Origin of the sequence: Marinobacter sp. MA (assembly GCF_048298425.1) — a bacterium.
Taxonomy (GTDB): Bacteria; Pseudomonadota; Gammaproteobacteria; order Pseudomonadales; family Oleiphilaceae; genus Marinobacter; species Marinobacter salsuginis.
In genome coordinates this window covers 181554-202729 of record NZ_CP103058.1, presented here as the reverse complement: position 1 = coordinate 202729, position 21176 = coordinate 181554, and the positions used below count along the sequence as shown (strand labels likewise).

The following is a 21176-nucleotide window of genomic DNA, read 5'->3' as shown; positions in this document are numbered from 1 at the left end:
TGCAGGGAAATGATTGCCCCAAGAATACCGCAATCAGCTCGCTTCGACAGTCAGAATCTCAAGCTGGCGGGGGTTATGGCCGGCGCCGACCACCCGATTTCGACCGGCCCGCTTGCCACTGTACAGCCAGCGGTCCGCAACCCGGAGCAGACCTTCGGCTTCCCGGCCGTGATCTGGCCACTGGGCAACCCCAAAGGAGGCGGTCACCCGGATACGGGCATCACCATAGGGCAAATCGCGTTCAGCAATCCGCTGGCGCAGCTCGTCCATCAGGACAAACGCATCCGCCGGCTTCACATCCCGCAGAATCAGGCCGAACTCCTCGCCACCGAGGCGGCCGACGAAGTCTGTGCTTCTCAGGCGCTCGGTCAGGCATCGGCTGATGTTTTTGAGAACATAGTCTCCGGCCTCGTGGCCCAGGGTGTCGTTCACAAGCTTGAAGTGGTCAATGTCCATGACCACGAGAGCAAAACCGGCTCCGCTGCGATCACACTCGGCGATGGTCCGATTCAATGTGCCCTGGAAGTTGCTGCGATTGGCGAGGCCCGTCAGCGCATCAGTCTGGGCCATATCCACCAGGCGCTGCTCGGCCTCTTCGCGGCGGCCCTCATACAGGTGAATGAAGGCCAGCATCAGGGCACCGCACAACACCATGTTGAGCAGATCGATCATCGCGTGGGGGCTGCCGACCTGGCCAAGGTGGATGTAGTAGATGACGCCGCCGACGATCATGAAGGGCGCGCTGAGAATCATGCCTTCTTTCTTGCCGAGCAGCAGGTAGGCAAGAACCGGCATCATCAGCACCCAGACGAAAGCGGACACCGAGGCTTCTGGCAGCAGCATTATCACGAGGAAAAATGCGAACAGAGGCACCAGATAGGCATAAACCCATTGCTGCAGGTGGGGCGTGGATTTCAGGCGCCAGACGCCGAAAAACAGCAACGCGCTGGCACAGAGTTCACCAATGCCCACCCAGAGGAAACCATTGAGAATCTGCAGGCATGCGAAAACCACCAGTGCCGAGCCAGTGATCAGAAAAAGTAGCCGCATCAAGGAGCGGCGATGGCTGTCCCGCAGACCTGAGCGGCTCTGTTCCAGTGTGGCCCCCAGGTCGGAATGGTGAGGCGTATTCATGCTGACTCTTCCTTGGATCAGCTTACGAGTATAGCCCCGAAACACTGTTTGTAAAATGTACAGCAGGCCCGGTTCTTCACGGGCCCCTGACACTCAGCCGCACGCATCAGACATACAGGTTCTTGCGAGAGAAGCGTTCCACCAAAGGCTGATAAGCCGAACCCAGCAGACGGTTGATGGCGTCGATACCCCAGGCGTCCGGGCCTACCAGGATGCGGGACTCGTTCTTGAGGATGCCTTTCACAATGGTCTCCGCCGCTTTCTCGGGCGTGGTCATGGCGAGCTTGTCGAAACCCTTGCGCTGGGCGACGGCATTCTCGGACTTGCCCATACGCGCGGCATTGGCAATGTTGGTGCGGATGCCACCGGGGTGCACACAGCTCACCGCCACCGGCTGGTTTTCCAGCTTCATTTCCTGCCTGAGGGCTTCGGTGAATCCGCGTACCGCAAACTTGGCGGCGTTGTAGGCGCTCTGTTTGGGCACGCCGATCAGGCCGAACACGCTGGACACATTCACCACATGGCCATCGCCCGAGGCAATCAGATGTGGCAGGAAGGCACGGGTGCCGTGGGCAACACCCCAGAAGTCAATGTCCATGACCCATTTGAAGTCCTCGTCGGTCATCTCACGCACCGTTGCAGACAGTGCCACACCCGCATTGTTGATGACCAGATTGACCTGACCAAAGTCTTTTGCAACCTCCTCGGCATGGGCAAAGATGGCATCCCGATCCGAGACATCCAGCCGGTAGGTCTTCACGTCGGCATTCCCGAGCGCTTCCGCCGTTTCCGCCAGGCCGGCCTCATTGACGTCAGACAACGCCAGCCGGCAGCCCCGGTCCGCCAGGGACTTGGCGAGCGCGCGCCCGATACCCGAGCCTGCACCGGTAACAACGGCAACTTTGTTCTTCAGATTCTTCATGGTCACGGACCTCTTGTTGTGTGCTCTGGCAATTAAAGCAGATACTCTAACAATTGCCTGTCCGGGGGATATGGCTTTAGTGAACCAGGCCACATGGCACTCCGGCCACCCTCTGACGCGGCATCCGGTTTCCGGTACAATCCGTTGCCGACGGCCGGTGCGCGACACCGAGCCTCCCCCTTCCCCGAACCTGTGGATTTTCTTTATGGAATGGAGTCTTACGCATTTCTGGCTGATCCTGGCGCTGGTGCTGAGCCTGGCTGAACTGGCCTCGGGTGTTCTGTTACTTCTGGCCCTGGGCATTGCCGCGGCGCTGACCGCCTTGCTGGCTTTTCTGGGCTTACCATTTGAGTGGCAGCTCGCCGGCATGGGGGTGTTCTCGGGAATCCTGGTGCCTGTCGCCATTCGCTGGATACGACCACGCTTCTCTCCCAAAGGCGTGGCCTATGGCACGACCGGCACCGGTGTGGAGCAAGGCCGGCGTTACCAGACCCTGAAGCGGGATTTCGACGGTGCCACCGGCATCAAGGTCAACGGCGATTTCTATCGCCTGCGGGTCACCGACACCGGAGAAACCGACCTTCCGGAAGGAACCGACGTCATTTTCAAACAGTTTGACGGCACGACCGCCGTTGTTGAGACGATCACATACAAGGAACAGTAAGCATGGAACAGTATCTTTCACCCGGGCTGATCATCAGCCTGATCCTGGTCGCTATTGGCATCTTCATCATTGCCAAGGGACTGGTCATCGTTCGCCAATCCGAAGTCATGGTCATTGAGCGGCTGGGTTCGTTCAACCGGATTCTTGAAAGTGGCGTGAACATCATCATCCCCTTCATCGAGCGGCCACGCCCAATCACCATGATTCGCTACGTCCGCATGGGCGAAGACTACCATCCGGTGATGAGCGATGAGGTCCGTATTGACCGCCGGGAAACGGTTATGGACTTCCCTGGACAGCCGGTGGTGACCACCGACAACGTCACGGTGAAGATCAACGGCGCCCTGTATTACCAGATCATTGACCCGCGCCGGGCCGTTTACGAAGTCGCCAACATGAGCCAGGCGGTGGAGGTTCTGGCCAAAACCACCCTGCGCTCGGTGGTGGGCAAGATGGAGCTGGACAAGCTGTTTGAATCCCGCAGCGAGGTGAACTACGCCATCCAGGCCGAGATGGAAGAGGCCGCTTCCAAGTGGGGCGTCAAGCTTACCCGGGTGGAAGTCCAGGACATCAGCATGCCGGAAGAAGTGGAGGAAGCCATGCGGTTGCAGATGGCTGCAGAGCGCAAGCGCCGGGCCACGGTCACCGAAGCCGAGGGGGAAAAGTCGGCGGCTATCGCCATGGCACAGGGCCAGCGCGAATCCGCCATTCTGAATGCCCAGGGCGACAAGGAGTCGGCCATTCTCCGGGCCCAGGGTGAGCAGGAGTCCATCCGTCTGGTACTCAGCGCAATGGGCGACTCTGAAGAGAACAAGCAGACGGTTATTGGCTACCTTCTGGGCCAGAGCTATATCAAGGTTCTGCCCAATATGGCGAAAGAGGGCGAGCGGGTGTTCGTACCCTACGAATCCTCAGCGCTGCTCGGCTCCATGGGCATGTTCCGCGAACTGGCCGGCAGCCCCGAGGACACGGTTCGCCAGCATCTGCAGCGCGATGGCCTACGCGGCGGGATGGTCGGCGCGGCAGGCAACAGCTAAGCCCCGAGAACCCGTCAACCCAGGAGATTGTCCAGGGGTTGGTCGTAACTGGGGGCGAATACCTTCAGGAAATAGGCAACCTCTGGCAATCCGTCTTCCTCCAGGCGGTTGCGGATCTGTTGGGCGGCCGGCTCGAACTCCTTGTTGCCGGCCCTGATCTCCGCCTGGCACTTGAGCCACGCCGACAGCCTGTCGGCGGCCTTGATCAGTTCCCGGTCTTCTGCCGGTAGCCGAGACTCCCGAACATAAGGTGAAAAATCCTCTCGCAGGTCCTCCGGCAACAGCGCCAACAGTTCCGCCTCTGCCTTGTGCTCAATGTCCCCGAATGCCTCTCGCATCACCTTTGAATGGTATTTCACCGGTGTCGGCATATCACCGGTAATCACCTCCGTCGCATCATGGTAAAGCGCTGCTGCGGCAATACGGTCGGCATTCACCTGGCCACCGAAATGCCGGTTGCGGATTATGGCAAGCGCGTGGGCGAGGGTCGCTACTTCCCAGGAATGGGTTGCCACATTCTCCTCAATGGCATTGCGCATCAGTCCCCAACGCTTGATCCAACGCAAGCGGGAGACATAGGCGAAAAAGTGGCTGGCAACATTACCCATCGGTTAAAGACCTGTTTTGCATTAGTTCATAATCTTTTGCTTCAGGTACACAAAATCCCCATGGTATTCTGAATACGTATTCAATTGTTACATAACCGGGAATATTGTGTCCGCTCGATCCCACATTCTGAGACTACTGGCCACCCTTGCTGCCGCTATTATGCTGGCAACGGCGCCGATTCAGGCAGATGAAACCGCAATCACTGTGGGCGTTTACCATTTTCCCCCGATCGCCAGTGTTGACGGTAGCGGGCAAGCCACAGGCCTGCTGGGCGACCTGCTGCAGGAACTCGAACACGCCCACCCAACGTTCTCCTTCCAGGTGTTTCATACCTCTCCCAAGCGCCGATACCTGGATTTCGATGCCGGGCTCTACGACGTTATCTTCTTTGAAAGCCCAGACTGGGGCTGGACAGAGAAGGACGTGGACATCACCCGTCCAATCCTGGCCGACGAAGAACTGTACGTAGCTCTCAAAAAGGACGGCAGAGATTCCTCATTCTTCGATGATCTGAACAAGCGATCCATCGTCGCTATTTCCGGCTATCACTACGGTTTTACCGGGTACGAAACCGACAACTCCGTGCTGGAGCAGAAATTCGACATCGAATTTTCCGACAGCCACAGCCGCAACATAAATCTGATCAAGGCCGATCGGCCTTCCGTTGCGGAAGTTGCGATTGTCAGTCACTCCTACCTGCAGCGGCACCTGGCCAGGCATCCGGAAGACTGGGACAAACTGCTGATATCGAGTGAGCCGGACCAGCGCTACCAGCTCAGGATCATTGCCCGGAAGGGCGGCGCCGCCAGTGCAGACCAGATGCTCAAACTGTTGGCGCCACTGGTGGACAATGGCCGATACCGGCAACTCGTCGAAAACTGGGGGCTCCAGTTACCAGCGGGCTTTCTGACCAGCTTCGAGGCACCCTGAGGTCAACGCACATCCAGGTTGAAGGCGACGATCACGTTACCTTCGCCACCCACTTCGGCATTACGGGCCGGATCGAGCAGGAAAAGCTGATCAGCCGGTACTCCGTGCGTTTGCTGAAGGACATTCCGCAAGGTTACCCCTCGCGAGGCGGCCAGGTTACTCAATGCTTCAGGCGCCAGTGACCGCTCACCGGCCAGATAGGCTTCCCGGGCTGCCTGCCACTCCTCCTCGGACAGTTCCTGTTCACCACCAGCGGTCAGATCGTCCCGCAACAGCGCAAGTCCGTCAGCCTGGGGCTCAACATTACCCCGAATATTCAGCAACAGGTCCGGGCGTTCCAGCAACGCGTCCGCCAACGCCGCCAGCTTTTCGGCCTCACCCTCGGCCAGCTGGATACTGCCGGGAACAAAGCTCACTTTGCCCAACTCTTCCCCGCTCAGCCCGGCCAGCTCCGCAATCGAGCCAAGCATACTGAACGGTGACGCCGCGGCCTTCGCCAACAGGTTTACGAACGCCCGCATCACCACCTTGCCGACACTGAAGTCCGGGTCGGACAGGTCGCCGCTGATCGGCAGGTCCACTTCAATAACCCCTTTGCTGTCCCTGAGCAGGGCCAGACCCAGTTTGACCGGCGCATTGACGGCGTCGTCGCTGGCTATGGCGGAACCCAGTTCAAGCCGATCCATCACCACCAGGTTGGAGGCATCGATTCGCGAGCCGGCAATCTCGTAATCCAGGTTAAGATTCAGCTTGCCACTGTCCACGCCGTAGCCCAGGTATCGCCCGAAATACGGCGACAGCGCCGGTAGCGACAGATCCTGCATGATCAACCGGAGATCGCTGACATCCTCGGTGCCAAGGGTCCCAATGGTGCCCTCAAAATCGAGGTCTGCCACGCCGCCGACCCGGCCCCTTATGGATACCTTGCCCTGCTGCGGGGAAATGTTGCTCAATCCGGTTACGCTGCCATTCAGTTCACCAAACGATGTGGTGAAGGCGGGATCCAGCGTACGATCGGTGTAGGCCAACTCACCGTTCTCAAGCATCAACTGCCCAATGCGGAAAATGAATTCGGGCTCGGAGTCGCCGGTTCCCTCTGCGGCCTCCGGGGCCGGTTCTTGTTCCTCGGCGGAACCGGCCCCCTTGGCAATGCGCTCCACGTTATGGACGCTGTTGGTATTGCGGACAATGTTGATCCTCGGCTGGGCCAGGGTCACGGTGCCGATTTCCAGCCGGGCAGGGTGGACGTTGTATTCAATCGGCGCCAGGCGCAACGTTTGCCATGACACCAGCGATCCGGAACTGTCAGGCAGTTTCAGGTCCAGGCCGGCCACTTCCGCAGTACCGCTGAAGGTGCCGGTGAGCGGGTCCTGTTGGCCATCGAGGTCCAGATTGCCATCGAGGCCCAGAGTGCCCTTGGTTATGGCGAGGTTGGCGCCCTCCTGCACGTATGGCTCGAAGGCCGCCAGCGCGACACCGCTCCCGGATATGGCCGCTTCCAGGGTAAATGGCGCGGGCGTAACCTGGCCATTCAGCGACAACTGCCCACCACTGGCCAGGGTTCCCCGGGCTTCGTAAGTTACCGGTTCCTCCAGCTCGTGGCTTATCCGCCCTACCGAAACCGAGAGCTGCTCAAGAGCAATTTCAGCCGCCGTCTCCGGCTGACTGTCCTGCCAGAGAACCCGGCCGTCGGAGAGCGCCAGGCCCGCGACTGACCAGCGGAACGGCTGCCCGGCCGACGATGCGTCGTCTGCGCTTTCAGCCTCTCCCTGATCGGCGGCCAGCGGCGCCAACCAGTCGATTTCCCCCGCTGCACTTCGCGCCAGGGCGAGATCGAGCTTGTCCAGGGACACCCGGCCGATACGGACCTCCCTCCGGTTGAGGTCGAAACCTATGGCATCCACCGACAGCAGGGCGTTCGTCAGCCTGGCCTCATCACTCTGCTCATCCAGGGCGATTGCAAGATTCTCGAGTTTCAGCTGACCGTTGGTCGTTTCCAGGTAAAAGACGTCACCGGCCTGGATTTCATAGTCCGAGCTGAGAGTGACGCTGCCACCACGCAGGTCGTAGGGGATAAACGGCGCCAGAAAGTGTGCCAGGGTTTCATGGCCCACCGCCGACACTTTGAGGGTGCCGTTGGAATACAATGGCGCAACACTCAGATCCCCTTGCCACTCGACCGTCTGGCTACCCAAAGCCGCTAGCAGGGAGTAATCGCTGTCCTGCCCGTCCCGCTGCCAGGTGGCGAGGTCGTTCAGTGTCAGATCCAGCGGGGTAATCCGAAACTCCGCCATTTCCTGCTTGGTGAAGTCCCGGAACAACATTTCGCCGCCGTTCAGCGCAATTTGACCAAAATAGAGCCTGGGTGGGCCGGTTTCCTCGGCTTGCGCGGACGGGGGCTCGTCCTGACCGGCCTCCGGATTGGCCGCCTGCCAGTCCCTGGCAAAATTAACACTGTAATCCTCCAGGAGGTCTACCCGAACGTAAGGCTCGTCCAGCTGAATGGCTTCAAAACCGGCAATTCCGCGAATCAGCTGGAAAAAATTCATGTCCACCATGAGCCGGTCAAAGCCAACCACCTGCTCGCCATCCGAATCGGCCGCAGACAGTCCCAGAGCTTCTACCCGAAGAGTAAAGGGATTGGTACGGATATCGGTGATTTCTGCCTGCCAGCCCATGCGCTGGTCCAGCTGCTCTGGCACCAGCCGCTCCAGCCACCAGGGAAGCAGGAGGAACCCTGCCAGGGTGTACAGAATCAGAAGCGCCAGGAATCCGATCAACAGATTCCTGGGCATGCGACTGCTTTTACGGCTCTCGGCCACAGACATCTCCTTATAACCGGCGGATTCCCGGGGCAATCTTGCCCACCTGCCTGTTCACAAGGATAGTCGGCCTTGTGCTGGTTTGTCAGCTCTGGAGCTTATGACCCGGCAACACCAGCTCCGGGTCAGTGACCATGTTGGAAAACTGGCCAATCTCTTCGGGATCTCTTGGCACCATGGCAGCGCGGAGCAGCTTGCGCGTTGAATTTCCGGTTGCCGGGTAAGCAGACTGGCCGACACGCCAGGTGACCGGCATAGCCGGAGTACCAATACGCTCGTTGATCTGGCGGAGCCGTTTGTACATGAACGCGTGCTCGCTGTCCTCATGATCGGGCACCAGGGCAAAGAAGGCGCTGGCGGAATACCGGGCCAGATAGACCGGGTCCGACATCTGGTCCAGCAGCGCCGCACTGATTTCCTTGACCACCGTATTCAGCGATTCCTCACCCATGCCGCTGGAAAGCTCCCGGAAGTTGGCAATATCCAGATAAATCAGGGCAAACGGGTTACGGCCGGCGTTGTCCCGGGCAAGGATATCCAGCAGACGTTCCTCCAGTGCTGAACGGTTGGGCAGGCCGGTCACCGTGTCGACAAAGGCCAACTCTGCCACTCGCTGATCCTCTTCCGCCTTGCGTACGGCAACGTCACGCTGATGTTTTACATCGAGAACAGTCACTACCAATGCAACACCGAGCAGGGCTGCACAGAAGACGGCCAGAGGGATCCCCATCCAATCGCCGCGCAAGCCATTGTCAGCGGCAGGGACAGCACCTTCCGGGAAAATCATCGCCATCATACCGGTGTAGTGCATGCCACAGATTGCTGCAGCCATCACCAGGGCTGCCACAAACTGAATGGCCAGGGATCCCGCTCCGTCCATGCCCTGAAGCTTGCGGCACAGGGCAAGCGCGACACCGGATGCGACAACGGCAATCACGATGGAAACGGCAAGAAATCCAATGTTGAATGTCGGCGGCTCAGACATTCGCATCGCGTACATTCCCAGGTAATGCATGACAACAATGCCGCCGGCCATGAAGAGCGTCGCACCAGCAAACAGAGGTGCTCCCAATCGCTCCCGCCCGATAATATGCAGGGCAATGCCGGAGGCAACCACAGCCGCGAGCCAGGAAACCGTCGTCATCAGGACATCGAACGTCATGGCGACATCCATCGGCATAGCACGCATTCCGACAAAGTGCATGGTCCAGACGCCGGTTCCCATCAACACGGCACCAGCGGCCAGCCATTTTCGACGCTCGCCGTCTTTGGCGTTGGTCAACCTGGCGCCGAAGAACAGGGCAGCGTATGCAGCCAGAACAGCGACCAGAAAGGAAGCAGCCACAAGGGGCAAATCGTATTCGGACATCATCTCGTTCGACCTTTTATTGGTGTGTTTGAACGGGTCAGATTTCCCGGTTGCTCAATGCTGACCTACATCAACGTCCGGTTAGATACGGGCTAAGTGTGAATTGGGTCTCATTCTATTGTTGGCTTTATGTAACCGTCTCCGACATAAGCATCGCTGACAGACAGGCCTGAACCCGATATGCTTCGGAATCGTATTTATCCCGGGCCAGTAGAACTCGAATGAGAGGGAGCATTATGGATATCGGCGATATGCGTCGTGATTTCGAGAGTGAGGGGCTGGATCGCGATGCGCTAGACAGTAATCCGGTCAGGCAGTTCCAGGTCTGGTTTGAAGATGCCCGGGAGGCAGGCATTCTCGAGCCCAACGCCATGTCGCTGGCGACCACAGGTCGGGATGGCATGCCGGACCTGCGCACGGTCTTGCTGAAATACTTCGACGACGAGGGTTTTGTCTTTTACACCAACTACGGCAGCCGGAAGGCGCGGGAAATGGAAGAGAACCCCCAGGCAGCCCTGCTATTTCCCTGGATCGGACTGAATCGTCAGGTACGGATCCAGGGCGCCGTTGAGAAGGTAAGCAAAGCAGAATCCCTGCGCTACTTTGCATCACGACCCCGGGGCAGTCAGATTGGCGCCTGGGTATCCGAACAGAGCAAGGCCATCACCTCCCGAGGGCTGCTCGAACAGAAGGTGGCCGAAATCAAACGCAAATTCAGTGACGGCGAAGTGCCCCTGCCAAGTTTCTGGGGTGGTTATCGCATTGTCCCCGACCGTATCGAGTTCTGGCAGGGCCGGCCCAGCCGGCTCCATGACCGCTTTGAATATGTGAGGGACGGCGATGGCTGGCTCATCCAACGACTTCAGCCCTGATGACCGCCCATCTGTCTGGCTTTGCCACCAGACAGATGGGCCCGAGATCGCCCACCCGGCCTGGCTGACCGACTATGAACGCGAGACCGTAGGCAAATTCAGTGGCCCCCGGGAGCGGGAATACCTGTCCAGTCGCTGGCTTATTCGCCAGGCCATTGGCAAATCCGCCATGGTTCCGCCCAACCATTGCTGCCCGGTGGCCGGCCGCCCTAACGCTTCCGGTACGCCCGAAGGCTGGCGGTTGTCTCTCAGCCATAGCCAGGGCCTCTCCGCCTGCGCCACTCGGGCAGATTCACCCATCGGACTCGATCTGGAGCCCTGCCAGCGCCATGCCCAGTGGCAGAAAGTGGTCAAACGCTGGTTCTCCCCGGTCGAACAGGAATGGCTGTTCCGGGAAGACGACTCGAATACCTTCCTCAAGGTCTGGACCCTCAAAGAAGCCTGGCTGAAGGCAACCGGGCGCGGCATTGCCGGCAACCTCCAGACCCTGGAGGTGCGCAAGAATTTCGAGATCTACGGCGACCAGCCGGAACAGGACTGGCAAGCCGCCTGCTGCTACATTGAGGGCTACCTGGTAACCGTGGTGTTTCGGGGAAGCCGGCCGGTATGGCCGGAAATTACCTTGCTTGAACCGCCGCCCCACGATTTCTCACTGGTGGATGCGGAACCCATCGAGGCCTCCTGGGAGCCACTGTTCCAGCGCACTATCCGTTGCAAAACCCCGTGACTCGGGCCAGACACAGATAAAACAGGTCAGTTTATGGACACCCCGGAACGCTGCCCATGGTGTGGCGACGACCCACTCTACGTGCACTATCACGACACCGTGTGGGGCCGCCCCGAATACGACGATCTCGCCTTGTTCGAAAAACTCTGCCTGGACGGTCAACAGGCCGGCCTGAGCTGGATCACCATCCTGCGAAAACAGGAGAACTATCGCGCAGCTTACGATCACTTCGATCCGGAAAAGATCGTGCAATACGACGAGAGCACGGTTGAGGCGCTGCTCAGCAACCCGGGCATTATCCGCAACCGCCTGAAGGTACAGTCAATCATCAAGAATGCCCGGGGCTATCTGGATTTGCGTGATAAAGGCACAGGGTTCAGTGACTTTCTCTGGTCCTTCGTTGAACACCAGCCGATCCAGAACCGCTGGCGCTCCTTTTCCGAGGTTCCCACGGCCACGCCGGAATCCGAAGCCATGTCGAAAGCCCTGAAACGCGCCGGGTTCACCTTTGTCGGTCCTACCATCGTCTACGCGTTTATGCAGGCAACGGGCATGGTGAACGACCATCTGGTGGCGTGCCCACAACATCGGGAGTGCTATTTACTGAGCCAATGATCTCAATAGGCTGAGGGGTCGTAAGTTCTGGAGTGTTATGAACCACGGAGCTTGTCTGTGCGAATCACCCTCGACCAACTCAGAAGCATGCAGAGTCCGGTAATCGACCTGCTTGAGATCCTTTCGCTTGAGGGCCAACATTACATGGCGCGCCTCAGCATTGATGACCAACCTCTGCTGCTCTCTGAAAAAAACGGCACTACCTCACTGTTCCGAAGCGCCTGGCAAATCCAGGATACCCTGGCTTCGTTTGATATCCGTGAAACCCAGGTTGTGCACCCTTCCGCCTACCACGAAATGGTTGGCATGGAACCTTCAGAAGTTGAACCCATGAGAATCCGGGTTCAGAGGCAGAAACCGTGATTGCAGTAGCAAGACTAGCCATCCTTGTTGGCATCGCGGGGCTGGTTCCTTTTATCGGCCTTCTCGCAGGGCTGTTCTTGATGCCTCAGTACAGCGTGGCGCTGCTGGGCTATTTCTATCTGTACAGTGCCGGTATCCTGGCCTTCATGGCTGGCGTCTACTGGCCCATTGCCATGCAGTTGGACAACTGCTCCTATCCCCTCTCGCCCATCGTTACCATACTGCTTAGCCAGGTATTTTTTGTCTCAGCAGGCCTCGGCTTGCTGTTGCCGGTAACCGGTCAGATTGTGCTCTACACCATCGCCTATCTGGCGCTCTACATGGTGGACGCCCGCTGGATGAAGGTTTACTGGCCCGCCTGGTATTTGCGGCTTCGACTTCTTCTTACCTCGGTGGTTGTAGTTTGTCAGCTCACAGCGGCCGCCTGGTTTTTCCTTCTCCACGCGACGCACTGAGTCTTTCCGGGAAGTGCGGAGCCTGATGAACGATCAGGCTCCGAAGGCGTCTTCAGGTGTTTCGTAGCGACTTTGCAGTTTCCTCAATGCGGTCTTCTCAATCTGGCGCACCCGCTCCCGGCTGATACCCAGATCATCGGAGATCACCTGCAGGGTTTCCGGTTCCGGCAGACCAAGACCGTAGCGACGCGACAGGATGTCCTTCTCCCGATCACTCAGCTCGCTGAGCATGGATTTGAGCGTCCGTCGACGATCGCGATCAGACATCGGGTGATCGGGCGCCATCTGATCGCCGGCGTCCAGGCTATCGCCAAGGGTGACCGAACCGTCTTCCACCAGCGGAACGTCCGTAGACAGCTCCCTGGTCGCCAGGGCTCTCAGTTCGCCAATCCTGGACGGGCTGGCTTCCATCTCGCGGGCCAGCTCGGTCTGGGACGGCGTCCGGCCTAGGCTCTGGTGCAGCCTCAAAGACAGCTTCTGCAGCTGACGGATTTCATCCACCACGTTTTCCGGCGTATGCACCAGACGGGTACCGCGCTGCAGGCAGCGCTTTACTTCCTCACTAATCCACCAGTAGGCGTAGGTGGAGAATCGAAAGCCCTTGGTGGGATCAAACCGCTCCACGGCCTTGATCAGGCCCACGTTTGCATCCTGAATCAGGTCTGACATGGGGATGCCATGCTGCCCGTAGCGACGGGCGATATGCACCGCCAGACGAAGGTTGCTCTGGATAAGCTTGCGGCGACAGGCCGTGGCGAGGTGGAACGCCCGACGACATCGGGACGAAAACGCACAGGCATCTCCGAGGCTACCAATCACTTCCCGGAACGTCTGCGGGGTGTCCTCCGGCAGGGCCAGTTCGGTACTGATGATTTGGTAACACAGAGTCAGTTTGCGGGAGAGGCGGCGTTCAGCCTCGTCTGTCAGCAGTTCATACCGGGACGCATCCCTGAAGTACAGCCCGACCAGGGAATCCCTTTCACCATCGTTGGGCGTTGTCGGAGACGGTCCCAGCCTTTCAGTCGTTCGCATGGCTAAGGTACCGGTCAAAATTTACATCAGGGAATACGACGTGGAGAAGCTGATGGATTTACCGGGGGAGGGTCAGTAAAAACCCACAGGCGACACGAGCGGTCGGCCTGTGGGCATCACCTGCAAAGCTATGGCAGCTCAGGCTGCGACAATGGCGTACTCGTGATTATGAGGCTCGATGAGAACGCCGTGCAGAGCAACGATCGCCTTCTCGTAGTCATCCTCATCCACCACAAACTGGATATCCACCTGACGCATGCACTGGTGCAACGCCAGAACGCTGATTTCCTCATCAGCCAGCGCCTTGACGGAGCGGGACAGAATGCCCGGAACCTTCATATCGCTGCCGATCGCCGAAACCACAGCCACTTTTCGAGTGTTGATCTCGGCATTGGGGAACTCTTCCTTCAGCGCCTTGACCACCCGCTTGACGTGTTTGAGCGTACTGCCCACGTAATGGGTGATGGTGTTGGCGTTGGTGTCCTTGGACATGAACCGAACCTTGAAACGGCTCAACACATCCAGGATACGGCGGTCGGAACCGGGCTCGCCCTGCATGTCCTGATCGAAGACTTCCACGGCGAACACACCCTTGGCGCCGGCAATGATCTCCACCTGGGGTTTCTCACTGACGTAATCGCCGGTGATCAGGGTACCGGTGTGCTCCGGTTCAAAGGTATTCATCACCCGCAGCGGAATCTCGTTCTGGCGCATGCCCTTGCCGGCACGGGGATGGATCGCCTCCATGCCCAGGTTGGCCAGCTGGTCTGCCACGTCGTAGTTGGTGCGGCCCAGGGGTACCACCTTGTCCGCGCCAACGATGTTGGGATCGGCAGAGCTCAGATGGTATTCCTTGTGGATGATCGCCTCACGGGCCTCGGTGATCACGGCCACCCGGCTGAAGGTCATCTCACTGTAGCCGCGGTCGAAGGTCCGCATCAGACCTTCTTTACACTGGGCATAGCCGGTCACGATCGGCAGTTCGCGGCTCAGGTCCACGGCATCGAACGCCTGCTTGAGCTTCTCGTCCAGCGGCAGCAGCTCGTTGTCGCGCCAGCCGGTCAGATCCACGAAGCGGGCATTGATGCCTTCCTGCTGGAGCTTCAGGGCGGTGTTAAAGGCACTGTGGGCCTCACCGATGCCGGCCAGCATTTCACGTACAGTGAGCAGATGCTCTTCCAGCTGGAACTGGCCGTAGGAACACAGGCGCTGCAGGTCGATCAGGCAGCCCCGCACACCCTCGATACGGTCGGTAATGAACTGGTCCGCCTGCTGCTTGAGCATCGGGTCTTCGAACAGCTCACCGTTGATATCAGTCAGAAACTTGACCAGTTTGGTGAGGTCGTCGCCCCAGGCCCAGTCCGACTCGGCATCCGCAAACAGGGCATAGACGCCCGGCTCACCGGTCTTCTTGTGTTCCAGCAACTCGTTGGTCACGCCACCGTAGGCAGAGACCACAAAAATGCGCTGGTACAGATTGTCCTTCTTGCGATTACCGATAATGATATTGTCACGGACGGCCTCGTAGTTACTCATCGAGGTGCCGCCGATTTTTTCAACGGTATGTAGTTGGCTGGTCATAATCTTGCCTTTGCTATCCTGCAGCATGTATGTCCGGAAGTGCGGGCGCCTTACGACGCCTCGCTGAGCCCTTCCTGCATGATTTCGTCCACACTTTTCGCCAGCAGGGCAGCCCCTTTCTTCAGGTCTTCCTCGCTGGTCGTCAACGGCATCAGGCACTTGATGACTTCATCATTCGGACCACTGGTCTCGATGATCAGGCCGTGCTCGAAGGCACGTTTGGTAATCGGGCCTGTGATGTCCGCGTGGGTTGCTTCAATACCACGCATCAAACCGCGCCCCTTCATTTTGAACTGACCGGGGTACTTGTCGCAAATCGCCTGCAGCGCATCGCCCAGCACCTTGGTCTTGGCCTTGACCTCGTTGGCAAAGGCGTCGTCTTTCCAGTAGTTCTCAACCGCGGCACGGGCAGTGATGAAGGCCATGTTGTTACCACGGAAGGTACCGTTGTGCTCGCCCGGATCCCAGACATCCAGCTCCGGCTTGAACAACACCAGCGCCATTGGCAGACCATAGCCACTGAGGGACTTGGAAACCGTTACGATGTCCGGCTTGATGCCGGCGAATTCAAAACTGAAGAACTCACCGGTACGGCCATTACCCGCCTGGATGTCATCCAGAATCAGCAGGATGTCGTGCTTCTTGCAAAGCTCGGACAGGCCCTTCAGCCATTCCGCGCGACAGGCGTTCAGACCACCCTCGCCCTGGACGGCTTCCACAATCACCGCCGCCGGCAGTTCGAAACCGGAAGAGCCGTCGCTCAGCAGTTTGTCCATGATCGCCAGGGTATCGACATCATCGCCCAGGTAGCCGTCGTAGAACATGAAATCGACATTACCCAGCGGCGTACCAACACCGCCCCGGTGGTGCTTGTTACCGGTGGTGGCAACGGCACCCATGGTGACGCCGTGGAAACCATTGGTGAAGGAAATAATGCCACTGCGACCTTTCACCTTACGGGCCAGCTTCAGGGCTGCTTCGACACAGTTGGTGCCGGTGGGGCCGGTAAACTGCATTTTGTAATCCAGACCACGGGGGTCCAGAATGTGTTTCTTGTAGGATTCCATGAAGTCGTGCTTGGCCGTGGTAAACATGTCCAGGCCCTGGCTCACGCCATCTGCCTCGATGTATTCTAGCAACGCTTTCTTCAGGGTATCGTTGTTGTGGCCGTAGTTCAGGGAACCGGCGCCAGCGAGAAAATCCAGGTATTCCTTGCCATCTTCGGTGTACAGATGCGCGTTCTTGGCGCGGTTGAAGATAACCGGAAACGCACGGCTATATACACGTACTTCGGATTCAGTCGACTTGAAAATTTCCATCGTCTTGCCTCTTAGCATGTCAGGTTCGAGGTAGATGCGCGGCGGCTTGGCAATACTTACGGATGCGTTCGTAAAAGGCCCACCGTGCGTTGATTAAAGCCTTTTGACAGACCTACCTCAGTGGTCCGCCGGCTAATTCAAATCACAGCTTTACAGTCGTTCACAGCCCCGCAATCAGATGACGGGGCCGATCCTGGACCGCGGCTCTCAGACTGGCTTCGTGAAAGGCCCGATACGCAGCAGAAACTCGGAATCATGGTTTCCGCCGAAGTGGGTCTCTTTCTCGAAGTGCTCGTGGTAGGTGAGCTCGGCTCCCATATCACGGGCGAATGAACGGAACAGCGCCCATGAGGCCTCGTTGTCTTCTGTGATGGTCGTCTCCATATGGCTGACGTTCTTGCACGCATCACGGCCAACGATTTCTTTCAGCATCCGCTTGGCGAGGCCCTGTCCACGACCTTTTTCGTGAACCGCCACCTGCCAGACAAACACGGTTTCGGGCTGTTGGGGAGGGATGTATCCGGAGATAAAGCCGACCAGATCGCCTTCCTTCTCCGCGGCCACGCCGGTTTCGGCAAAGTGGCTGCACTGCAACAGGTTGCAGTAAATCGAGTTGGGGTCCAGCGGCGGGCACTCTGCCACCAGCTGGTGGAGCCTGTAGCCATCATCCTTCACCGGTGTGCGAAGCGTGATGGCGGTGGTATTCGATCCTTCTGATGTCATAACGTGATCAGTTCGTGGCAAAAGTTAGTGGTGAATTATATAGACCACAAAATATATTTCAAGTTGGCCCCGGAACCCGCCCACGGCAAGGCCCCAGCTCACTCTTTCAGAATAGACCGGATTGAAGCATTCGCCAGTGACAAAATCGTTAAATTGATGAAGGGAAAATCACATCGTCGGCATGCAGGGAGGTGCCATTCCGAATCCGGTTCCGATAGGACACGGCGGCGGGCGAGCCGGCCGGCCATAACCGGTCAAACTCCGGCAACCAGGCCTCAAGGGAATAGCACACCGGCAGCAGTGACACATTCAGCCCGTGCCGCTCAATGCCGGCAACAGGCTCAGTGACGGGGCTGGAGAAGCCGATCCGGGTAATCAGCCCACGCGGATCAGACTGCAGGTTGCCCATGCCCGCAGAGCCGTTGTTCACCACCACCCGGCTCTGCTCACCCACCAGCCCGGACCAGAGCACCGGCAGGCAGGTGTGGGTGGAGGCAATTACATCGGCCCCCGAGGCCAGGAACCACTCGGTAAGCTTGCCGTCGTTCCCCTCGCTAAAGGATTCGTGAGCGAGGCCCCAACCGGCCAGGGAGTCCAGATCCCCGTGCACCACCAAAACCTTTAGGCCTCCAAAGATCAGGCAGCGATACCTTGGCAACAATGACAGTCGCCGCTGGATATCCGGATGCTCGACGGCAATACCCTGGAGCCGTTCCATGATCCGGTTCGAGCGTTCCACCACGCCCTGATCAACAAAATCCGGGTAGGCACAGCCGCAACCGGCACCGGCGCTGGGGTTCGCCAGTTCGTAATCCACATTCCCAAGGGAAACCGTGTGATCAAGCACCCGATTATTGATGGTCCGGAACAGGCTGTCGCTGGCGTTGAACCAGTTGAAATCGCCATTGAACACCAGCTTAACCCGGTGTCCCTGCCGCTCCTCCGCCAGCGCCATCTGTTCGATCTCATCCAGGGCCCAGGGATTCCCGTAGAGCCCGCCGATGATATAGAGCACGTCCTCGGAGACAGTGCGCGGCTCCTGACACAGATCTTCGGCAGAATAGCGGTACGCCAGTGGACAGCTGCGACCTTCGCTCATAATCTCAGGCCTCACCCGCTGCCAGGGAGCGCCCGGCAAGCCGTCGAAGCAACAGGGGCGCAAAGAAGCCGGCCATACAGATCAGAAAGCCATAGGCGTTCACGCCCAGCAACATGGCGTACTTGCCATCGCCAATGGCCCAGCTTGCTGGAATCAGACCAACCGCCAGCAACACGCCCAGGCCCAGACCGGTCCAGAAACTCAAATGGAAACTCCATGGCGACCACTTGGTGAAACCGTAGAACAGGAACACCGGCGCCAGGCCCATCACCATCGTCCCGGAGATAGTGGTGGCCTTGAGGATGTCGGTGCCGGCAAACATCGGCAGGTTACCCAGGAACGCAAAAATCACCATCACCACGGCACCCACCCTCATGCTCGGCAGCTTGTCCGACGCACGCCGCGCCAGGCGAGGCAGATCCACTGCCAGGGACTTGGCCAGTGAAGTAAAGGTGGAATCCAGAGTGGAACCAGCCGAGGTCATCATCACCACACTCATGAAGAACAACGCCGCCAGCCCCAGAGACTGACCTACTGCCGCGGGCGCGTTACCCATGGCCTCAATGCCGTTAAGCCGGGCATGGACACCCACCAGACTGAAGATAAACACCGCCACGAAGCCCAGCAGCCCGGCCACCACAAAGCTCTTGAGCATGGTCTTTTCTTTGTTCACAAAGCCCCGGTCGGTCAGCACCGGATCGTGGAACGGATAGCTGAAAAGCTGCAGCAACGCCACCAACAGCAGATCAAACCCGGCATTAAGCCGGAACTCGCCGTTGGTCAGCAGGGCACTGGTATCGTTGGCGGGGATGATGAGGAACAACACCGCCCCCACGAAGAACACAAACACGAACGCCTGAATCACATCGGTAAAAATCGACGACCGCAGCCCACCCTTCAGGCTGTAGGCAAGCGTAAACACCGTAAACAACATCGCCGCCGCGTAATACTCCCACTCACCGGGCAGCCCGAAATAGCCGCCCACCACCGCAGTGTTACTCCAGACCTCGTTATACAAACGGATCAGAATCGCCGCCGCAAACGCCAGGCTCGCCAGCCGACCAAACCGGGAAGTCAGGAAATCCTGCAGACTCTTGGCCCCGGTCTGCGTCCGGATCAGGTAGATGACATAGCCCGCCACCGGAATCGACAGCCAGTAACTGGCATAAGCCAGACCCCCGACCACGCCATAAGCCGCCCCCAGGTTCGCCGCGTTGGTCACCGACTTGGCAAAGATCCAGCTGATAAAAATACTCGCCGTCAACGACCACTGACCCACCGGGTTACCCTGGTCATCGGCGCCCTTATAGAAAGAGTTCGCGTTCTTGCTCTTGGGCGACAGCACATACATCACCACGCCGTAGACCAGCAGGAATCCCCAGAACAGGGACGCTTCCGTGAAATTCATGTTTTCTTTCCTTTGTTCTTTGTCGTCGTCCGGGGCTTATTCCGGGGTTTCTGGTTTGGGTGCCTTTCGGGACAGGCCGGATGGGGTTTCAAAAAAACGCCCGTGAACCCATCCATGGGGGGCTTGGTCGCGCCATCCCTGGCGCTCCACATTTTTTGAAACCCCATCCGGCCTGTCCCTTGTTCAACCTAAGTGGTTTGAAGGCTGACTCCTTCCCCGGCGAAGGAGTCAGCCTTCAAACCACTTAGCCAGCTCCTTATCTCGAGCCTGTTTTCCTCTCGTTTTTCCCACCAAACAAACGAGTGGCAAAGTCCTATCCGCGGTCTGGGTGGTGAGATTATTTTCCCGCCAGGAAAAAGATGTCTGAGCGAAGCGAGTTATTTTTCCCAAGGGAAAATAATCTCACCTCCCAGGCCGCCAATGACCAGCCATCAGTCCTACAGGAAACAGACGCCAAACCTAGACCGGAGCCGAACAACTGGCCCCAAAGCGGTAACAGGAAAAACACCGGTGATGCCGCAACATAATGCGCTCATCCATACTCTCGGCCAGCGTCCCCCCCAGGTCATACTGCGGGTCATCATCCACCAGCGTGCAGGCATACACCCGAACCTGATCGCCCTTCTTCACAAGCATCCGCGTATAGGTGCACATAAAGTGCGACCGGGATTCCTTCGTCGGATACTTCTCCATACACGCCTCGGTGATCTCCGGGCTGCCGTCTTCGGAACCAGGCGTCCCCAGATCCGGAAACGCGGTAAACGCCAGGTTCTCCGGAATGCCCCATTCCCGGAAGATCTCACGGAAAGCGGCTTCGACGTCCGAGGGAATTTCCTCCGGGTCGGTCTGGCGGGCGATGGACACCTTGAATCCCTGTTCGATCAGCCAACGGATGCCCTGGAGGGCCTCATGAAAGCTGCCGTCGCCGCGGTCCTTGTCGTGCCGGGCCCGGTCGGGGAAATCCAGGCTGACCCGGAAATGGATCGGGTAGGGGTTGTCCAGCAACGGCAACACCTGATTCTGGCGTTTGTGCAGTGGCTCGGTGGCGTTGGTGAGCACGAAGCAGGGCCGGTGCTGACTGGCGTAATCCAGGATGTTCACGAAATCCCGGATCACAAAGGGCTCGCCACCGGTGAAGGAAAACTGCTCCACACCCATGTCGATGGCTTCGTGGATAAACGGCTTTACATCACTGAGCTTCATGCCCGGAATGCGGCCATCACCCGGATGCGAACCCTCCAGGCAGAACGGGCAGGCCAGGTTGCAGGCGGTGCCGGTGTGGATCCAGAGCTCTTTGAGCTTGTCGGCATCGATGTAACCCCGGGGGTCGCCGTTGCGAGTGTGGGTCCAGCTGTCGCGGGCCCGGGGTTCCAGGACTTCCACGGCCGGAATTCGATTTTTCCGAGCCGGTCGAACTTCAGTCAGGGGCATGAATGCTCCTCGCTTGTACAGAATTCCAGGGGCAGAGACAGGGGCGATGCCTGTTTGGTTCAGT

Annotated in this window: 20 protein-coding genes; 8 read left to right on the top strand and 12 right to left on the bottom strand. The window is 58.5% G+C overall.

The genetic code is table 11. The annotated features are described in order from the left end of the window. Window positions 1-33: 33 nt before the first annotated feature. Both NUW46_RS00885 and NUW46_RS00880 read right to left on the bottom strand, forming a co-directional pair. Complete coding sequence (locus tag NUW46_RS00885; RefSeq protein WP_418141137.1) at window positions 34-1134, bottom strand: GGDEF domain-containing protein; 1101 nt, start codon at window positions 1132-1134, stop codon at window positions 34-36. Between the two features lie 106 nt (window positions 1135-1240). Next, the gene (locus NUW46_RS00880; RefSeq protein WP_136630424.1) at window positions 1241-2056 is read right to left on the bottom strand and encodes an SDR family NAD(P)-dependent oxidoreductase; all 816 of its coding nucleotides are present in this window, start codon (window positions 2054-2056) and stop codon (window positions 1241-1243) included. A gap of 205 nt (window positions 2057-2261) precedes the next feature. On the opposite strand from NUW46_RS00880, the gene NUW46_RS00875 reads away from it, so the two are divergent. Together NUW46_RS00875 and NUW46_RS00870 are read left to right on the top strand one after the other, a co-directional pair. Further along, window positions 2262-2720: an NfeD family protein gene (locus tag NUW46_RS00875; RefSeq protein ID WP_222465836.1), complete on the top strand. Its 459-nt coding sequence runs from the start codon at window positions 2262-2264 to the stop codon at window positions 2718-2720. Window positions 2721-2722: 2 nt separating this feature from the next. Next, entirely contained in the window at window positions 2723-3757 is a 1035-nt protein-coding gene (locus NUW46_RS00870; RefSeq protein ID WP_418141136.1) for an SPFH domain-containing protein, read from the top strand. A gap of 14 nt (window positions 3758-3771) precedes the next feature. Here the strand turns inward: NUW46_RS00870 and yfbR are convergent, their stop codons facing one another. After that, a complete protein-coding gene (yfbR, locus tag NUW46_RS00865; protein ID WP_222465835.1) occupies window positions 3772-4365 on the bottom strand; it encodes a 5'-deoxynucleotidase in 594 nt (197 codons plus the stop codon). Between the two features lie 106 nt (window positions 4366-4471). Between yfbR and NUW46_RS00860 the strand changes: the two genes are divergently transcribed. Next, entirely contained in the window at window positions 4472-5296 is an 825-nt protein-coding gene (locus NUW46_RS00860; RefSeq protein WP_418141135.1) for a substrate-binding periplasmic protein, read from the top strand. 2 nt (window positions 5297-5298) lie between these two features. Here the strand turns inward: NUW46_RS00860 and NUW46_RS00855 are convergent, their stop codons facing one another. After that, window positions 5299-8124: a DUF748 domain-containing protein gene (locus tag NUW46_RS00855; RefSeq protein ID WP_418142070.1), complete on the bottom strand. Its 2826-nt coding sequence runs from the start codon at window positions 8122-8124 to the stop codon at window positions 5299-5301. A 79-nt stretch (window positions 8125-8203) separates the two neighbouring features. After that, window positions 8204-9490, bottom strand: coding sequence for an MHYT domain-containing protein (locus NUW46_RS00850; RefSeq protein ID WP_418141134.1), 1287 nt, complete (start codon window positions 9488-9490; stop codon window positions 8204-8206). Between the two features lie 233 nt (window positions 9491-9723). On the opposite strand from NUW46_RS00850, the gene pdxH reads away from it, so the two are divergent. The 5 genes from pdxH to NUW46_RS00825 are packed head-to-tail and all read left to right on the top strand — an operon-like array spanning window position 9724 to window position 12519. Next, window positions 9724-10359, top strand: coding sequence for a pyridoxamine 5'-phosphate oxidase (gene pdxH, locus NUW46_RS00845; RefSeq protein ID WP_153637125.1), 636 nt, complete (start codon window positions 9724-9726; stop codon window positions 10357-10359). Further along, a complete protein-coding gene (locus NUW46_RS00840; RefSeq protein ID WP_153637098.1) occupies window positions 10328-11086 on the top strand; it encodes a 4'-phosphopantetheinyl transferase family protein in 759 nt (252 codons plus the stop codon). Before pdxH ends, NUW46_RS00840 begins: the two co-directional genes overlap by 32 nt. Window positions 11087-11119: 33 nt before the next feature. Continuing rightward, entirely contained in the window at window positions 11120-11701 is a 582-nt protein-coding gene (locus NUW46_RS00835; RefSeq protein ID WP_136630428.1) for a DNA-3-methyladenine glycosylase I, read from the top strand. Between the two features lie 57 nt (window positions 11702-11758). After that, on the top strand, window positions 11759-12064 hold the full coding sequence (locus NUW46_RS00830; protein WP_069182537.1) for a DUF6482 family protein: 306 nt from the start codon (window positions 11759-11761) through the stop codon (window positions 12062-12064). Further along, entirely contained in the window at window positions 12061-12519 is a 459-nt protein-coding gene (locus NUW46_RS00825; RefSeq protein WP_418141133.1) for a DUF3429 domain-containing protein, read from the top strand. Before NUW46_RS00830 ends, NUW46_RS00825 begins: the two co-directional genes overlap by 4 nt. 33 nt (window positions 12520-12552) lie before the next feature. On the opposite strand, the gene NUW46_RS00820 is transcribed toward NUW46_RS00825, so the two are convergent. The 7 genes from NUW46_RS00820 to NUW46_RS00790 form a co-directional block, all read right to left on the bottom strand. Continuing rightward, complete coding sequence (locus tag NUW46_RS00820; RefSeq protein WP_305965466.1) at window positions 12553-13551, bottom strand: sigma-70 family RNA polymerase sigma factor; 999 nt, start codon at window positions 13549-13551, stop codon at window positions 12553-12555. Between the two features lie 138 nt (window positions 13552-13689). Then, window positions 13690-15132: an aspartate kinase gene (locus tag NUW46_RS00815; RefSeq protein ID WP_069182836.1), complete on the bottom strand. Its 1443-nt coding sequence runs from the start codon at window positions 15130-15132 to the stop codon at window positions 13690-13692. Between the two features lie 50 nt (window positions 15133-15182). Continuing rightward, window positions 15183-16451: a diaminobutyrate--2-oxoglutarate transaminase gene (gene ectB / locus NUW46_RS00810; RefSeq protein WP_418141132.1), complete on the bottom strand. Its 1269-nt coding sequence runs from the start codon at window positions 16449-16451 to the stop codon at window positions 15183-15185. 207 nt (window positions 16452-16658) lie between these two features. Further along, window positions 16659-17174, bottom strand: a complete 516-nt coding sequence (ectA, locus tag NUW46_RS00805; RefSeq protein ID WP_291905181.1) for a diaminobutyrate acetyltransferase — start codon at window positions 17172-17174, stop codon at window positions 16659-16661. 148 nt (window positions 17175-17322) lie between these two features. Further along, window positions 17323-18273: a hypothetical protein gene (locus tag NUW46_RS00800; protein ID WP_418141131.1), complete on the bottom strand. Its 951-nt coding sequence runs from the start codon at window positions 18271-18273 to the stop codon at window positions 17323-17325. A 4-nt stretch (window positions 18274-18277) separates the two neighbouring features. After that, window positions 18278-19681, bottom strand: a complete 1404-nt coding sequence (locus NUW46_RS00795) for a sodium:solute symporter family transporter (RefSeq protein WP_418141130.1) — start codon at window positions 19679-19681, stop codon at window positions 18278-18280. A 459-nt stretch (window positions 19682-20140) separates the two neighbouring features. Further along, window positions 20141-21112, bottom strand: coding sequence for a radical SAM protein (locus tag NUW46_RS00790; protein ID WP_418141129.1), 972 nt, complete (start codon window positions 21110-21112; stop codon window positions 20141-20143). Between the last annotated feature and the right edge of the window lie 64 nt (window positions 21113-21176).

Coding starts and splice junctions, on each gene's coding strand:
- ectA (WP_291905181.1), bottom strand. CDS start 17,174: ATGACATCAGAAGGATCGAATACCACCGCCATCACGCTTCGCACACCG.
- NUW46_RS00800 (WP_418141131.1), bottom strand. CDS start 18,273: ATGAGCGAAGGTCGCAGCTGTCCACTGGCGTACCGCTATTCTGCCGAA.
- NUW46_RS00790 (WP_418141129.1), bottom strand. CDS start 21,112: ATGCCCCTGACTGAAGTTCGACCGGCTCGGAAAAATCGAATTCCGGCC.
- NUW46_RS00835 (WP_136630428.1), top strand. CDS start 11,120: ATGGACACCCCGGAACGCTGCCCATGGTGTGGCGACGACCCACTCTAC.
- ectB (WP_418141132.1), bottom strand. CDS start 16,451: ATGGAAATTTTCAAGTCGACTGAATCCGAAGTACGTGTATATAGCCGT.
- NUW46_RS00885 (WP_418141137.1), bottom strand. CDS start 1,134: ATGAATACGCCTCACCATTCCGACCTGGGGGCCACACTGGAACAGAGC.
- NUW46_RS00840 (WP_153637098.1), top strand. CDS start 10,328: ATGGCTGGCTCATCCAACGACTTCAGCCCTGATGACCGCCCATCTGTC.
- yfbR (WP_222465835.1), bottom strand. CDS start 4,365: ATGGGTAATGTTGCCAGCCACTTTTTCGCCTATGTCTCCCGCTTGCGT.
- NUW46_RS00875 (WP_222465836.1), top strand. CDS start 2,262: ATGGAATGGAGTCTTACGCATTTCTGGCTGATCCTGGCGCTGGTGCTG.
- NUW46_RS00795 (WP_418141130.1), bottom strand. CDS start 19,681: ATGAATTTCACGGAAGCGTCCCTGTTCTGGGGATTCCTGCTGGTCTAC.
- NUW46_RS00815 (WP_069182836.1), bottom strand. CDS start 15,132: ATGACCAGCCAACTACATACCGTTGAAAAAATCGGCGGCACCTCGATG.
- NUW46_RS00850 (WP_418141134.1), bottom strand. CDS start 9,490: ATGATGTCCGAATACGATTTGCCCCTTGTGGCTGCTTCCTTTCTGGTC.
- NUW46_RS00855 (WP_418142070.1), bottom strand. CDS start 8,124: ATGTCTGTGGCCGAGAGCCGTAAAAGCAGTCGCATGCCCAGGAATCTG.
- NUW46_RS00880 (WP_136630424.1), bottom strand. CDS start 2,056: ATGAAGAATCTGAAGAACAAAGTTGCCGTTGTTACCGGTGCAGGCTCG.
- pdxH (WP_153637125.1), top strand. CDS start 9,724: ATGGATATCGGCGATATGCGTCGTGATTTCGAGAGTGAGGGGCTGGAT.
- NUW46_RS00820 (WP_305965466.1), bottom strand. CDS start 13,551: ATGCGAACGACTGAAAGGCTGGGACCGTCTCCGACAACGCCCAACGAT.
- NUW46_RS00870 (WP_418141136.1), top strand. CDS start 2,723: ATGGAACAGTATCTTTCACCCGGGCTGATCATCAGCCTGATCCTGGTC.